We start from the raw sequence: 13,927 nt of genomic DNA, 5'->3' as shown, positions 1-13,927 counted from the left end.
AGGAGATTATGGTGAAGCGTATCATACTGGCCATGGTGATCATGTCCGCGGGGTCGACCGCGATCGCGCAGGAGAAGCCCGGCTTTAAAGATACGCCGATGCTGCCCGACGGCAAATGGCTGGTGCACGACGCCGACCGGCCGCTGCCCGAGGTGGTAACGCCGGGATCGGCCCCGGGCGCGGCGCCGTCCGATGCCGTCATCCTGTTCGATGGCAAGTCGCTCGATGCCTGGCAGCCGCAGGGCCGCGCGTGGACGGTGAAGGACGGCGCGATGACCGTGCCGCCGCGCGCCGGGGGTGCCGGCGAGAGCGCGCTGGTCAGCAAGCAGAGCTTTGGCGACGTACAGCTCCATCTCGAATTTCGTTCGCCCAATCCGCCGACGAAAAGCTCGCAGGACCGCGGCAACAGCGGCATCTGGTTCATGCAGCGCTACGAGCTCCAGATCCTCGACGGCTACCGGAACCCGACCTACGCCGACGGCACCGTCGGCGCGATCTATGCGTGGAAGCCGCCGCTGGTGAACCCGTCGCGTCCGCCCGGCGAGTGGCAGAGTTATGACGTCATCTTCGAACGCCCGCGCTTCGGCCCCGACGGCAAATTGCTGCGCCCGGCCTATGCCACCGCCTTCCTCAACGGCGTGCTCGTGCAGAACCGCCAGCCGTGGCTGGGTAGCACCGTCTGGCGCAAGGTCGCGACCTATGAAGCGCATGGCGACGCCGCACCGATCCAGCTGCAGGATCATGACTCGCCGGTGTCGTTCCGCAACATCTGGGTGCGCCCGCTGCCCGAAGCGGCGGAGAGCCGCGATTTTCAGGGAGAGGTGAAATGATCGACCGCAGAGACGCGCTGGCCGGAATGGCCGCGATGTTCGGTGCGGCCCTGTTCGCGCCGATCGCCCGCGCGGCGGGGGTGGCGGTCCCGACGGTGATCAGCGACGGGCCGCCCTCGGCCCCGGTGTTCACCGCGCAGCAGCGCGCGCTGATGACCGCGCTCAGCGAACGGGTGATGCCGACGACTGATACGCCGGGTGCGATCGCGGCCGGGGTGCCCGAATTCATCGAAAAGCTGCTCGCCGATTGGGCGGCGCCCGCAGACCGCAAGCCGATCGTCGCGGGGCTCGATGCGATCGAGGCGCGCAGCCGGAGTGACTATAAGGTCGCCGCCGACAAGGCGACGCCCGTGCAGCAGGACGCGCTGCTGACGCTGGCAATGGAAAACGAGATTCCGGGCGGTGCGGACTTTTTCGACAAGTTCCGCCAGCTCGTGCTCACCGGCTATTTCACGTCGGAGGTCGGCATCACGCAGGAGCGCGAATATCTGCCCGTCCCAGGGCAGTATGACGGCGCTTTTCCCTATTCCAACGTGAACAAGGTCTATTCGTCATGATGGTCAACCGGCGGCAATGGATGGCGGGCGGTGCGGCCTTGGCGACGACGCTGGCGGCGGGGCCGCTGATGGCGAAGAGCTTGAAAGCAAAGCCCATCGGCATCCAGCTCTATACCGTGCGCGAATTGTTCGCCGCGGACCCGATGGTCACGCTCGAGAAGGTCGCGGCGATCGGCTATCGCGAGGTCGAATATGGCGGCGGCGGTTACGACAGGATGGACCATGCCGCGCTCCGCAAGACGATGGACCGGCTGGGGCTGACCTCGCCCTCGGTGCATATCGGTTATGACGCGCTCGTCTCCGATTTCGATGGATCGGTGAAGATGGCCAAGACGCTCGGCGCCGACACGGTGGTCCTGCCATGGATGGCCGAGGCGCAGCGCAATGCCGAGGGCTGGAAGGTCGCGGTCGCCAATTTCAGCCGCTGGGCCGAACAGCTCAAAAAGGCCGGGCTCGGCTTCGCCTATCATAATCATGATTTCGAATTCACCGTAAAGCCCGGCGGCACCAGCCTGTTCGACATGTTGGTCGCTGACACCGATCCCGCTCTGGTCAAGATCGAGCTCGACCTGTTCTGGGCGGTCGCCGCGGGCGAGGACCCCAAGGCGATCATCGCCCGTCTGCCGGGCCGCATCTATGCCTATCATGTCAAGGACCGCACCGCCGACGGCAAGATGACCAGCGTTGGCAAGGGCGTGATCGATTTCGCCGATATCTTCACGCTCAACCGGACCGCCGGCGTGAAGCATTTCTATGTCGAGAATGATCAGTCGCCCGCGCCCTATCTTCCCGACATCGAGACCAGCTTCGCGGCGCTCAGCCGTCTCCGCGCTTAACAGATATTCGAGGATTATTCATGGCAGCGACCGACAAGTTCGACGCGATCGTCATCGGCTCCGGGGTGAGCGGCGGTTGGGCAGCGAAGGAATTGACCGAAAAGGGCCTCAAGGTCCTGATGCTCGACCGCGGCGTGATGGTCGAACATGGCGAGGATTATGATTTCGACGGCAAGCCGGCGTATGAAATTCCGGCGCGCGACATGATGCCCAAGGCGCTGATGGATAGCGACTATTTCATCGCCAAGCATGGCTATGTCTCGCCGTCGAACCGGAAATTCTACAACAATGATCGGCTCAATCCCTATGCCTATGACGAGGGCGACAAATTCTACTGGATCCGCCCCGCCGCGGTCGGCGGCAAGTCGCTGATCTGGGGGCGCTGGAGCTTTCGCTGGGCGCCTGAGGATTTCGAGGCGAACAAGCGCGAAAATGTCGGGATCGACTGGCCGATCCGTTATGACGACCTTGTGCCCTGGTACGATTATGTCGAGAAATATATCGGCGTGTCGGGATCGCGCGAAAATCTGCCGCAGCTTCCCGACAGCGCATTCCAGCCGCCGATGCAGATGAACATCGCCGAAAAATGGGTGAAGGAACGGCTCGAGGCGACCTCGCCAGGCCGCAAGCTGATCCACACCCGCCTGTCAAACATGACCGAGGACAAGGAGGACCAGGGCCGCAGCAAATGCCAGTTCCGCAACCAGTGCGGTCGCGGCTGCTCGTTCGGCGCCTATTTCTCGACGCAGGCGGTGACGCTGCCCGCGGCGCGCGCCACGGGGCGGCTGACGTTGCGGCCGGATTCGGTGGTCACCAACCTCGAATATGATCCAAAGACGAAGCGCGTGACCGGCGTCCGCGTCGTCGACGCCAACACGAAGCAGGCCGAGGTGATCCCCGCGCGAATGGTGTTCCTCTGCGCGTCCGCGCTCGCCTCGACGCAGATCCTGATGAACTCGCGCGCGCCGGGCAGCGGCAAGAGCCATTTCGACGCCAGCGGCACGCTCGGCGGCTATGTCATGGACCATATTTTCCGCGTCAACATCTGGGGCGATATCCCGGGCATGACCGACTTTATCGAATATGGTCGGCGTCCGGGCGGGGTCTATATCCCGCGCTTCCGCAACGTCGGCGGCGAGGAAGGCATCGGGTTCAAACGCGGCTATGGCTATCAGGGCAGCGCGCGGCGCGACCCGGCCGCGCCGGTCGGCTTCGGCGCATCGATGAAGCAGGCGATGCGCGGCTATGGGCCGTGGAAGTTCAGCATGGGCGCGTTCGGCGAATGCCTGCCCTATGAGGACAATCGCGTCAGCCTGCACGCCGACAAGACCGACCGCTTCGGGGTGCCGCTGATGCGCTTCGACGTCACCTTCCGTGACAACGAGATCCGCATGATGAACGATGCGCGGACCGAGGGCGAGGCGATGCTGCGCAAGGTCGGCCTGACCAATGTGAAGAGCGAGCAGCGCGAGCATGTCCCCGGCGATGCGATCCACGAAATGGGCGGCGCGCGCATGGGCGCCGATCCGCGCCAGTCGGTCCTCAACAAATGGAGCCAGGCGCACGACGCCGCCAATCTGTTCGTCACCGACGGCGCGCAGATGGCCTCGATCTCGTGCGTCAATCCGTCGCTGACCTTCATGGCGCTGACCGCGCGCGCGGTCGATTATGCGGTCGGGCAGATGAAGGCCGGCGCGATCTAGGGTCCGTCAGGCGCCGCAGGATTCGCGGGCGATAAGGTGCGTCGGCAGATAGTCGAGAAACTGCTCGGAATGCGCGTCCATCACCTGTGACACGAGGCGGCGGCCCGCCTCGAGCGTGTCTTGCTCGATCGTCGTCAGCGCGGGGGTGCTGAGCCGTGCGAGCAGCATATCGTCATAGCCGACGACCGATACGTCTTCGCCGCAAAATATGGCTTCGACGGGGTACTGGTTGAGGGATGGAACAGCTCGATGTTCCTCGCCCCCGGCACGCGCTATGAAGCGCAAATCTACGCCGACGGACCGAACGCCGACTATCGCACCAACCCCGGCGCACCGACGATCAGCAAGCGCGTCGTGACGAGCGCCGACAGTCTCGACCTGGACATGGCCTCGGCGGCGGCGTTGCGATCCGCTTCAAGATGCTGGACGCGCATCGGTGACCGCCGTCCACGCAGCATTGGCCATGCTCCTTCGGTAAGTCCCAATTCTGCCTGGCCCAGCCGAGCCGCTCCTCATCGGCGGCTGCATCCGGGCACTTGGACCCATGAACTTCCCGGTTTTTGGCGCTTGTAGCTGTCCTAAGGCTAAGGGACAGAAGGTGAGGGTCGACCGAACAGGACGCCACGGTGAGGGATTCTATGGCGGATGGAGCATTATCGGCGGCGAGCGGTGTCTTCGCGAAGGACGCCCGCGGCGACGAGCGCATCGATCTCGGCCTCGCTATGCCCGCATTCGCGCAGCACCATCCGGCTATGCTCGCCGACTGCGCCCGGCGCGATGTTGCCGACGGGCGACACCCCGGCGAATTCCACCGGCTGCGGCAGCGACCGTCTGATGTCTTCCGGGAAGCCTTGGCCGACATCGAAAAATCCGACCTCGGCGAGGTGCGGATCGGTGAGCAGATCTTCGAGCATATTGATCTCGGAGCACGGCACGTCGCAGGCCGACAGCGCCGCGACCCAATCGGCCGTCGAGCGCTGCGGCAGCGTTTCGGCCAGGATTGCATAAAGATCGTCGATCCGCGTCTGGCGGACGCGGGGATCGGCGAACCAGGCCTGCTCGCATATCTCGCCGCGCCCGACTTCATCGAGAAAACGTCGCCATTGGTCGCCCGTATAGGGCAGGACGGCGATCCAGCCGTCCGCAGTGCGATAGGGGCGTCGGTCGGCGGCCAGCACGCGTGGATAGCCGAGCGCGCCGTCGTCGGCGAAGGTCGCACCGGCCAGATGCTCGTTGAGCACGAACGAGGCCATGGCCTCGAACATCGGAACTTCGATGCCTATTGCTCCTTCGCGGCCGTTGGCCCGCGCCACAAGCGCCGCCAGCACCGCATAGACGATGTGCAGCGCGGCGACCTTGTCGGCCAATATCGTCGGGATGAACTGCGGTTCGCCGCCTTGCTGCGCCGCCAGACCGGCGAGGCCGCTCGCCGCCTGGATGATGTCGTCGAACGCCGGTCGATCACGGTAGCGCCCGCGCTGGCCAAAGCCGATCGCAGCGCAATGAACGATGCGCGGATTGATCGCCGAAATGGCCTCGAACCCGAGCCCCAGCCGCTCGGCCGCCTCGATGCGCATATTGTGCAGCATCACATCGCTGGTGGCGACCAACCGGGCGAACGCTGCGCGACCTTCGCTGCGCTTGAGATCGAGCGCGAGCATCCGTTTGTTGCGGTTGTTGTTCACGAACAACGCGCCGTCGCTCGCCCCCTGAGGATGCGATTCACGCGCGACGTCGCCGCTCAGCGGCTCGACCTTGATAACGTCAGCCCCGAGATCCGCGAGGATCTGGGCGGCAAGCGGTCCGAGGACGACCGCGCCGACCTCAACCACGCGGACGCCCTGCAACAAGGGGGTCATAGGGTAGGCCCCGCACAGTTTTCAGCCTTGATTTTCATGCTCGCCCCCGCTTTGGCCGTGCGGCCAGTCGATTGTGACGATTATGATAGCCGAGGCGACGGGCTGCTCAATCTCATCAAAGATATGAATCGATGCGCTCCGGGCTCACGATCGAGCATGACGCCGCAGCGTCGCTTCACACCAAAGCTCAGGACAAAAATATGCGCCAGCGTCTGACCCTTCCGCAGCTCGAGGCGTTCCTCAAGCTGGAGGCGACCACCAGCTTTCGCGACGCTGCGCTCGAACTCGGCGTGTCGCAGCCGGCGTTCAGCCGGACGATCCAGCAGATCGAAACGCGCATCGGGGTGCGGCTGTTCGACCGCGATACGCGGCATGTCCGCCTCACGCCGGCCGGCGAGCGGCTGCGGCCGATCGCCGTACAACTGCTCAACGACTATGAGGCGTCCTTCTCGGATTTTGAGGCTTATGTCGACGGCCGCTCCGGCCGCGTCCGCATCGCGACGCTGCCGTCGGTCGCCGCGACCCTGCTGCCCGGCGCGGTGCGGCGCTTCTGCCAGACGCATCCCGGCGTGACCGTCGACATCTGGGAAGACGTAGGAATTCCCGTGCATCGCGCGGTCGAGGAGGGCGACGCCGACATCGGGATCGCCCCGCCGCCGTCAAAGACGCACAGCCTGGACTTCCTCGCTATATATCAGGACCGGCTGGTTCTCGCCTGCCGCGGCGATGACGAGCTGGCGTCGAGTGCGCGTCACGACTGGACGGTATTTCGCGATCGGCCCTTCATCGCGCTGTCCACCGATACCGGCCTGCGCAGTCTGATCGACCGGGCCTTCGGCGCCGCCGACATCCAGGTCGATCCGCTCTTCAATTGCAAGCACCCCTCGACGGCGGCGGCGCTCGTCGCCGCGTCGTTCGGCATCAGCGTGCTGACCCGGCTGACGGTCGAGCAGGTGAGCGATCCGAACCTGACCTGGCGGCCGCTCGACACCCCCGAGGCGTCGCGTCCGATCGGGCTGGTTACCTGTCATTCCCGGTCGCTGATGACGCCCGCGCGCGACTTCATGCGCGAACTCCAGACCGAAGCCCGGACATGGGATCGGGGTTCCGCTTCGGGTAGGAGTATATGACGCAATTGTGATTGTCGCTCCCCAGCGTCCGACCCAGTCCGATTCAACTTGGGCGAGCCAAGACAGATTGGGCAGCGGGTGGGGGCGTCGCGGTCGAGGGCCATTGTCCATCGGACTGTACCGCGGTGTGGGCGGTCGGCTATGGCCCTGACGATGACGGGCCTGCCGATCCTCTACAGCTTCCGCCGCTGCCCCTACGCGATGCGCGCGCGCATGGCGCTTTTGGTGAGCGGTGTTTCATATGAGCATCGCGAAGTGCTTCTGCGTGACAAGCCCGCCGCCATGTTGGCGGCGTCCCCCAAGGGAACGGTGCCGGTTCTCGTGCCCGCGGACGGAATCGTGGTCGATGAAAGCATCGATATCATGCGTTGGGCGCTCCTACAGAAAGATCCCGAGAACTGGATCGCGCGCGCCGACGCGGCGCTGGTTGCTGATTTTGACGGCGCGTTCAAACATCATCTCGACCGCTATAAATATTGGGGGCGCTACGGCGTCGATCCCGTGGAGCATCGTGCGGCAGGGCTGGCGATGCTGGCCGATCTGGACGTGCGGATCGCCGATCAGGCTTTTCTGGGAGGCGCGACGCGCGGGTTCAGCGACGTCGCTATCTTTCCGTTCGTGCGCCAGTTCGCGGGCGTCGATCCACCTTGGTTTGAAGCTCATGCACCGCGCCAGGTGCGCGAATGGCTCGGGGCGCTGATCGCGTCGGAACTGTTCGAGCGGGCGATGGTGCGGACGGCACCTTGGGCGCCAGGTGGGGACTGAAATGAATCTGGCGATCGGCTGGGCCTGATGATCAGATCAGGGGCTTCAACCGGTCGATCCACGTCGCCTGCCTTATGATCCTGGCCGCGAGCGCATTGCCGTTCGCGGCGCTGGTGAAGACGAAGCTCGCTCGCCCGCTTCGGGCATCGCCGACGCCCATGGTTTTGAGAATCCCGTAGTTGCTGCCGCTGTGCTGAACAGGCCGGCGGAGGATTGCGCGAGCTCCCAGCCCGACCCTCTCGAAATGTCGCGCCCCGCACACGCTGTCATTGCAGGTGAATTCCGACATGCGCCTCAACGGAAACTGGCAAAGCGCCGCGCGCGTCCGCGATGCCGCCAATCCGGACGGTCCGGGAAAATTCTCTGCCCGGCCTTCGCGCAATTAAATTTTCGTTTCTATGTCGAGCCCGCGCGGGCCGCGCGGCTAGTGCGGAACCGCGCCGAGTTCGACGCCCGTCTTGTCGTACAGCGCAAATTTGTCGACGATGTCGGCGCTGGCCCGATTATATCCGACGACCTCCACGGTGCGGCCTTCGCGGAGCAGGCGCGCGACGATCTTGTCGAGCGCGCCGACCGCTGAGATGTCCCAGAAATGCGCCGCGGACACATCGATGAGAATGTCGGTGGCGGTCTCATCGGCATTGAAGCTGCGGGTGAAACGATCGACCGACGCGAAGAAGATCTGGCCGGTCACGAAATAGGTCGCGCGCGTGCCGCCCGGGTGAAGGTCCCGGCGCACATCGAACATCCGCTGAACCTTGGCGGCGAAGAAGATGCCCGACAGCAGGACGCCGGCGAGCACGCCGAGCGAAAGGTCGTGCGTCGCCACGACGACGACCACGGTGGTCAGCATGACGATCGACGAGGTGGGCGGATGGCGGCGGAGGTTGACGATTGAGTTCCAGCTGAAGGTTCCGATCGACACCATGACCATGACTGCGACGAGCGCGGGCATCGGCATCCGGCCGACATAGGGGCCGAGCAGCGCAAGCAGGATGAGCAGCGTCGCGCCGGCCGTGAACGTCGATAGCCGCGTGCGGCCACCAGAGGTGACGTTGATGACCGACTGTCCGATCATGGCGCAGCCGCCCATGCCGCCGACGAGGGCGGCGGCGATGTTGGCGCTTCCCTGCCCGGCGCACTCGCGGCGCTTGTCGCTGTCGCTGTGGGTCATATCATCGACAATCTGCGCTGTGAGCAACGATTCGAGCAGGCCCACCGCCGCCATTGTCAGTGAATAGGGAAGGATGATTTGCAGCGTTTCCAGCGTGAGCGGCACGTTCGGCAGGACGATGCTCGGCAAACCTTCGGGCAGCTTGCCCATATCGCCGACGGTGTTGACGGGGAGGCCGAACCATATGCTGATGAAGGACAGGACGAGGATAGCGACGAGCGGTGATGGCACCACCTTGGTCAGGCGCGGCAATAGGTAGATGATCGCGAGGCCCCCTGCGACCATGACATAGGCCTGCCAGGTCACATTGATGAGCTGCGGGAGCTGTGCCATGAAGATGAGGATCGCTAGCGCGTTGACGAACCCCGTGATCACTGAGCGCGACACGAACTGCATGACGAGATCGAGACGCAAAAGGCCGGCGATGATCTGGATGAGGCCCATCAGGATCGTCGCGGCGAAAAGATATTCGACCCCATGCTCGCGTACGAGCGGAACGACGAGAACGGCGACCGCGGCTGTCGCCGCCGAGATCATGCCGGGCCGGCCGCCGGTAAAGGAAATGACGATCGCGATCGCGATCGAGGCATAAAGGCCGACGCGCGGATCGACACCCGCAATGATCGAAAACCCGATCGCCTCGGGAATGAGGGCGAGGGCGACGACAATTCCCGCGAGGACGTCGGCGCGAGCGGTCGCGGCGCCGGCGAACCATTGCTGGCGGTACGTGGAAAGTCCGTTGAACATGAAAAGCTCACATCAAGACACATGGTGCCCGGGCGGACAAACTTGATTTGCATGTGCGATGTTGTCCGGCGGATAGGCGGCCGGAATAGCCACCCGGAGTTACACCGGGTCCTTGCGAATAAAGGCCCTCTATCCTGATGCTGAAGTGCAGCGCAAGCCCATCCAGTGCCGCCTTATCGTAATTTTTCGTCTGGACGCGATCATTCTCAAATAGGCCATTTGGATTTTTGCCGAACCTCGATGAGCATCCCGGTCCTGGCGATATCATTATGATCGCGCCACGACCAGGCGCTAGAGTTTGGGCGTCCGCAACAAAGGCGGCGTCAACTCAGACAAAGGCGATGGCGACCCTTGGCGCGGTCGCGTCGGAAATCCCCGGCGGGGTTGCACCCTCGCCGCGGTGCCTCCACATGGAGCTATGCCCGCCAAGCCGACTCGTCCGCGCTGGCTGCGCCTCTGGCAGCTGCGTCTCAACCGCCGTGCGAAAACCGAAGTGGTCGATATTCACCGCCGCGTCGCAATGATCAGCGGTGCCGTGCTGCTCGGACTTGTCGCGCTCGCATTCGCCGCTGCCGGCGATCGCGCTCAGCGGCTGATCTTCCTCGCGACCGACCGCATATGGTGGATGCCGCTGCTGATCACGCCCGCGGGCTTCGCATTGATCGTCTGGGCCGCGAACCGCTATTTTCCGGCCTCGCGCGGGTCAGGCATTCCGCAGATTATCGCCGCGAGCCGCCGGCCCGAGCTGGAAGCGAAGGGGCCGCTCGTCTCGCTTCGCACCGCCTTTGCCAAGCTCGGGCTCACGCTCGCAACGCTCGCGGTGGGCGGATCGGTCGGCCGTGAGGGACCGACGGTGCAGGTGAGTGCGGCGATCATGGTTGCCGTTCACCGCTTGCTGCGCGTCCGCATCACCGCCGGCGTCTTCATCGCCGGCGGGGCGGCAGGTGTCGCGGCAGCGTTCAACACGCCGCTGGGCGGGATCGCGTTCGCGATCGAGGAACTTGCGGCGGCGTATGAGCAGCGCGTCGCCGTCCTGACGATGGGTGCGGTGATGATCGCGGGTCTCGTCAGTCTCTCGATCGCTGGCGACTATATCTATTTCGGCGTGATGCGGGAGACGCTGCCCGTATCGGATGTCCTGCTGGTGGCGCCCGTCGTCGGCCTCGGCGGCGGTCTGCTCGGCGGCCTGTTCGCTCGTATCGTGCTCGCCGCCAGCGAACGGGCGTCGCCCTGGGCGCGCCGCGCGGCGTCGCGCCCCGTTCTGTTCGCGGCCGCTTGCGGCCTCGTCGTCGCGATCGTCGGCATTGCGTCGGGCGGCGCAACCTGGGGCACGGGCTATGATATCACGAAATTCCTCGTCGAGGGCCATCGCGGCGATCTCTGGATCTTCCCCGCCAAATTCACTTCCGCCTTGGCCTCGACCTTGAGCGGAGCGCCCGGCGGCATCTTCGCCCCATCGCTTGCGGTGGGAGCAGGTTTCGGAAATCTGCTAACCCCGATGTTTCCTGGCAGTCCGGCGGGCGCCATCGTGATGATGGGCATGGTCGCCTATTTTGTCGGCGTCGTACGGGCGCCGCTGACGGCCGTCATCATACTCATCGAGGCGACCGCTGCGCGCGGCGTCATCCTGCCGTTGTTCGCAACCGCGCTCGTTGCCGACTGGGCGAGCGCACAAATTTGCCCGACCCGCCTCTATCACGGACTTTCGCGGCGGATGATGCCGGCGGCGCGGTCCGGCGACGTTTAGCGGTCGAGACGGATACGCCTGTCATTCCTTCCGAGCGGCCTTTTCAGGGTTTCGGGCATGGGTGACGATAGGCTCTGGAAGTTGGATCCAGGGATGGCGGTCCTGAGTCCAGACGGCCTGACTAGGCATCGGAAAATCGGGCTGCGCAAATGCGCCTGCCGCTACGCCGATCAGGTCGGGCAGACGCGCGGCCTCCCACGAAAGCGTCGAGCCGCATGCCGGACAGAAATGGAAGGTCACCGGGAAACCGCTGGCCGATGCGCGCGTGAAGCTCTTCGCTTCGCCCGAAATCGGGGTGATCTGCTCGCGCGGGAAAAACGCTGCCACGCTGAAAAGCGATCCGGTCCTTCGCTGGCAATCCAGGCAATGGCAGAGCGAAATCTTTCTGGGCTCGCCCGCGCAGGCCAGCACGAGCTGCTCGCAATGACAGGCGGCACGTCGATCCATGGGCAGATGGCTATCATGTTCGGCCGGTTTGGCACAGGCCTGTCGCGGGTCCGCAATTGCACTGCCGCGTGACCCCGAGCCTTGATCTTCCTGCAAAGGTCGGCCCTTGATTGACGGGCCATCAGCATTTGGTGCCGTTTCAATGCAGCCCGTAACGAAAAACGAGCAATGCGGACAGGGTCACGATCATCAATCCGACCAGCGGCACACCGGTTCGCGTATAGTCGCCGAACTTATACTCGCCGGCCGACATGATCAGCATGTTCGTCTGATAGGCGACAGGGGTCGCGTAACAGAGATTGCATCCGAACAGCACCGCCAGGACAAGCGGTTCGACCGGGATTCCGAGCTGTTCGGCCAGGTTGAAGGCGATGGGGGTGCCGACCGCCGCAGCGGTCGCGTTCGAGGCGAAGTTGGTGAGAAGCGTCACGAACAACATGATCGTCGCAAGCACGCCAGCGGCGGGCAGGAACTGAAGGCCAAGAGCGATCAGCTGGCTGAGCCATTCCGCCGCGCCGCTGTCGAGCACGATCCGGCCGATCGCGATACTGGCGGCGATCAATACGATGACCTTCGCCGAGAGCGCGCGTCCGACCCTGTCGAACTTAACGCAGCCGGTGGCGAACATCAGGATGGCGCCGCCGAGCGACGAGATCGCAATGGGCACGAGGCCGATACTCGCCGGGATCACCGCGCCCGCCATGATCGCGAGCGCGAGCGGCGCTTTCATCGTCCGGGGCATCTCTCTCAACCCCTCCAGAACGAGGAGATTTTCGCCGCGAGCGAGTTTCTGGACATTCGCCAGCGCGCCAGCGACCAACAGAATGTCGCCTTCGGACAACGACGTATCGGCATCGGTGTCGTTGAGCGAGTCCAGCCCCGGCCGACCGGAGTGGGTTCCGAGTATCGCCACATTATAAGTCTCGGCGACGCCCGATTCGGTTATCCGCTTGCCGATGAGGCCGGAATCGGACGCAATTGCGAGTTCGACGACCGAAAGATCGTCGCCGGTTCTCGCATAATCCGCGTTAAGCCTTTCCATCAGCCATGGCGGCGCCGCGTGGGCACCCAGCAGCCGGACTGTTTCCTCCAGCGCTTCGTGAGGCGCGGAAATGGTGAGACGTGCGCCCGCGGTAAGAATCCGGTCGGCCGGTCCGGCGACGGTCGTCTCGTCGGGCAGGAGCCTCCTGACCGCGTCGATTGTCTTGCCGATCGCCATCGATCGCTCGCCGAGCCTCAGCGTGGCGCGGAAACACCGCGGCTGGTGTCCGCTTGCCGGCGAATTATCAGGAAGCAGCCGCGGCATCACCAGCCATATGAAGGGTAGCGCTACCAGCGCGGCAATGAGAACGATCGGCGTGAAATCGAATACGCCCATCGGTCGCATGCCCATGTCAGTGGCAATGCCGACGACCAGCAAATTGGTCGATGTGCCGATCGTCGTCGCCATGCCGCCGATCAGGACCGCGCTATTCACCGGTATCAAGGTCTTTGAAGCGGGCATCCCGCCGCGCGCGGCCAACGACACGAGGATGGGTAGCAAAAGCACGACCACCGGCGTGTCGTTGACCATCATGCTCATGAACATCGCAAGCAGCAATGTCACCAGAAGACCCAGCTGGCGGTTGAAGCGCCAGACTTTCGTCAACGTCCTCGCGGCTGGTTCCAATGCGCCCGTGGTCACAAGACCGCGTCCGATGATCATCAGGGCGCAGATGGTCACAAGGGCATAATGCCCGAAGCCTTCAAAGGCGAGTTTCAGGCCGTCGGTCGGGGATTGGCCGGGAAGCGGAGCGATGAAGAGCGCCAGTGCAATGACCCCAAGCGTCAAAAGCGAGATGATTTCGACCCGAACCCGCCCCGACACAAAGCCATAGAACATCGCGAAAGTGAGCAGCAGGGCGCCGATCGCATGCGGTGGCGGCGTCTCAAGCACGAGGTATCCGCCCGTCTTTGCCGCAATCGAATTGCCGCGGCGCATGCGTCCGCCACAATGCAGGATTGGCTTTACTGGCTTTCGTACAAGGCATTGGGTCCCCATTCTGTCCGGCGGCGGTCGTGCAAGACTGGACGGGTTACGGCCGCTTGGCCAGCCTCGTCTTGCCGGCACCTCGAAGGGGGACGGGATCGCA

14 protein-coding genes and 1 other annotated feature are annotated in these 13,927 nt (G+C 64.2%); of the genes, 8 read left to right on the top strand and 6 right to left on the bottom strand.

Translation table 11 applies throughout. The annotated features are described in order from the left end of the window. Window positions 1-8: 8 nt before the first annotated feature. Genes SKP52_RS15700 through SKP52_RS15685 form a run of 4 tightly spaced genes read left to right on the top strand, consistent with a single transcriptional unit; the run spans window position 9 to window position 3,926 of the window. Window positions 9-830 (top strand): 3-keto-disaccharide hydrolase, encoded by an 822-nt coding sequence (locus SKP52_RS15700; RefSeq protein ID WP_081997575.1) that lies wholly within the window; start codon window positions 9-11, stop codon window positions 828-830. Then, window positions 827-1,387: a gluconate 2-dehydrogenase subunit 3 family protein gene (locus SKP52_RS15695; RefSeq protein WP_039576262.1), complete on the top strand. Its 561-nt coding sequence runs from the start codon at window positions 827-829 to the stop codon at window positions 1,385-1,387. The genes SKP52_RS15700 and SKP52_RS15695 overlap by 4 nt, the downstream gene beginning before the upstream one ends. Next, entirely contained in the window at window positions 1,384-2,223 is an 840-nt protein-coding gene (locus SKP52_RS15690; protein ID WP_039576260.1) for a sugar phosphate isomerase/epimerase family protein, read from the top strand. Before SKP52_RS15695 ends, SKP52_RS15690 begins: the two co-directional genes overlap by 4 nt. Before the next feature lie 20 nt (window positions 2,224-2,243). Next, entirely contained in the window at window positions 2,244-3,926 is a 1,683-nt protein-coding gene (locus SKP52_RS15685; RefSeq protein WP_039576258.1) for a GMC family oxidoreductase, read from the top strand. A 6-nt stretch (window positions 3,927-3,932) separates the two neighbouring features. On the opposite strand, the gene SKP52_RS27055 is transcribed toward SKP52_RS15685, so the two are convergent. Beyond that, window positions 3,933-4,211 carry a substrate-binding domain-containing protein gene (locus SKP52_RS27055; RefSeq protein WP_039576255.1) on the bottom strand — a complete coding sequence of 93 codons (279 nt, stop codon included), beginning with the start codon at window positions 4,209-4,211 and terminating at the stop codon, window positions 3,933-3,935. Between SKP52_RS27055 and SKP52_RS27050 the strand changes: the two genes are divergently transcribed. Then, window positions 4,176-4,499 (top strand): glycoside hydrolase family 97 C-terminal domain-containing protein, encoded by a 324-nt coding sequence (locus SKP52_RS27050; protein ID WP_148309160.1) that lies wholly within the window; start codon window positions 4,176-4,178, stop codon window positions 4,497-4,499. The genes SKP52_RS27055 and SKP52_RS27050 overlap by 36 nt on opposite strands. A gap of 80 nt (window positions 4,500-4,579) precedes the next feature. On the opposite strand, the gene SKP52_RS15675 is transcribed toward SKP52_RS27050, so the two are convergent. After that, window positions 4,580-5,785: a CaiB/BaiF CoA transferase family protein gene (locus tag SKP52_RS15675; protein WP_039576253.1), complete on the bottom strand. Its 1,206-nt coding sequence runs from the start codon at window positions 5,783-5,785 to the stop codon at window positions 4,580-4,582. A 131-nt stretch (window positions 5,786-5,916) separates the two neighbouring features. Here SKP52_RS15675 and SKP52_RS15670 point away from each other — a divergent pair, with 131 nt between their 5' ends. Beyond that, entirely contained in the window at window positions 5,917-6,915 is a 999-nt protein-coding gene (locus SKP52_RS15670; protein WP_039576251.1) for a LysR family transcriptional regulator, read from the top strand. Window positions 6,916-7,068: 153 nt separating this feature from the next. Further along, a complete protein-coding gene (locus SKP52_RS15665; RefSeq protein WP_039581263.1) occupies window positions 7,069-7,680 on the top strand; it encodes a glutathione S-transferase in 612 nt (203 codons plus the stop codon). Between the two features lie 31 nt (window positions 7,681-7,711). Here SKP52_RS15665 and SKP52_RS15660 read toward each other — a convergent pair whose 3' ends face one another. Beyond that, window positions 7,712-7,969 (bottom strand): hypothetical protein, encoded by a 258-nt coding sequence (locus SKP52_RS15660; protein WP_039576248.1) that lies wholly within the window; start codon window positions 7,967-7,969, stop codon window positions 7,712-7,714. Window positions 7,970-8,104: 135 nt separating this feature from the next. Then, a complete protein-coding gene (locus SKP52_RS15655; RefSeq protein ID WP_039576246.1) occupies window positions 8,105-9,601 on the bottom strand; it encodes a SulP family inorganic anion transporter in 1,497 nt (498 codons plus the stop codon). A gap of 59 nt (window positions 9,602-9,660) precedes the next feature. Then, window positions 9,661-9,716 (bottom strand) — a sequence feature (sul1 is cis-regulatory element that is thought to sense ions involved in sulfur or methionine metabolism; They are found in Alphaproteobacteria). Window positions 9,717-10,019: 303 nt separating this feature from the next. On the opposite strand from SKP52_RS15655, the gene SKP52_RS15650 reads away from it, so the two are divergent. Further along, a complete protein-coding gene (locus SKP52_RS15650) occupies window positions 10,020-11,348 on the top strand; it encodes a chloride channel protein (RefSeq protein ID WP_039576245.1) in 1,329 nt (442 codons plus the stop codon). A 21-nt stretch (window positions 11,349-11,369) separates the two neighbouring features. Here the strand turns inward: SKP52_RS15650 and SKP52_RS15645 are convergent, their stop codons facing one another. Both SKP52_RS15645 and SKP52_RS15640 read right to left on the bottom strand, forming a co-directional pair. After that, window positions 11,370-11,891 carry a GFA family protein gene (locus tag SKP52_RS15645; RefSeq protein WP_228383669.1) on the bottom strand — a complete coding sequence of 174 codons (522 nt, stop codon included), beginning with the start codon at window positions 11,889-11,891 and terminating at the stop codon, window positions 11,370-11,372. A 43-nt stretch (window positions 11,892-11,934) separates the two neighbouring features. Then, window positions 11,935-13,776, bottom strand: coding sequence for an SLC13 family permease (locus SKP52_RS15640; RefSeq protein WP_081997406.1), 1,842 nt, complete (start codon window positions 13,774-13,776; stop codon window positions 11,935-11,937). Between the last annotated feature and the right edge of the window lie 151 nt (window positions 13,777-13,927).

Source organism: Sphingopyxis fribergensis, assembly GCF_000803645.1.
GTDB lineage: Bacteria > Pseudomonadota > Alphaproteobacteria > Sphingomonadales > Sphingomonadaceae > Sphingopyxis > Sphingopyxis fribergensis.
This window is presented reverse-complemented; position numbering and strand designations above follow the sequence as displayed.

Excerpts from the sequence above, each read along its gene's own strand:
- SKP52_RS15665 (WP_039581263.1), top strand. The coding sequence starts at position 7,069 with ATGACGGGCCTGCCGATCCTCTACAGCTTCCGCCGCTGCCCCTACGCG.
- SKP52_RS27050 (WP_148309160.1), top strand. The coding sequence starts at position 4,176 with ATGTTCCTCGCCCCCGGCACGCGCTATGAAGCGCAAATCTACGCCGAC.
- SKP52_RS15690 (WP_039576260.1), top strand. The coding sequence starts at position 1,384 with ATGATGGTCAACCGGCGGCAATGGATGGCGGGCGGTGCGGCCTTGGCG.
- SKP52_RS15700 (WP_081997575.1), top strand. The coding sequence starts at position 9 with ATGGTGAAGCGTATCATACTGGCCATGGTGATCATGTCCGCGGGGTCG.
- SKP52_RS15655 (WP_039576246.1), bottom strand. The coding sequence starts at position 9,601 with ATGTTCAACGGACTTTCCACGTACCGCCAGCAATGGTTCGCCGGCGCC.
- SKP52_RS15670 (WP_039576251.1), top strand. The coding sequence starts at position 5,917 with ATGCGCTCCGGGCTCACGATCGAGCATGACGCCGCAGCGTCGCTTCAC.
- SKP52_RS15685 (WP_039576258.1), top strand. The coding sequence starts at position 2,244 with ATGGCAGCGACCGACAAGTTCGACGCGATCGTCATCGGCTCCGGGGTG.
- SKP52_RS15650 (WP_039576245.1), top strand. The coding sequence starts at position 10,020 with ATGCCCGCCAAGCCGACTCGTCCGCGCTGGCTGCGCCTCTGGCAGCTG.
- SKP52_RS15640 (WP_081997406.1), bottom strand. The coding sequence starts at position 13,776 with ATGCGCCGCGGCAATTCGATTGCGGCAAAGACGGGCGGATACCTCGTG.
- SKP52_RS15695 (WP_039576262.1), top strand. The coding sequence starts at position 827 with ATGATCGACCGCAGAGACGCGCTGGCCGGAATGGCCGCGATGTTCGGT.
- SKP52_RS15660 (WP_039576248.1), bottom strand. The coding sequence starts at position 7,969 with ATGTCGGAATTCACCTGCAATGACAGCGTGTGCGGGGCGCGACATTTC.
- SKP52_RS15675 (WP_039576253.1), bottom strand. The coding sequence starts at position 5,785 with ATGACCCCCTTGTTGCAGGGCGTCCGCGTGGTTGAGGTCGGCGCGGTC.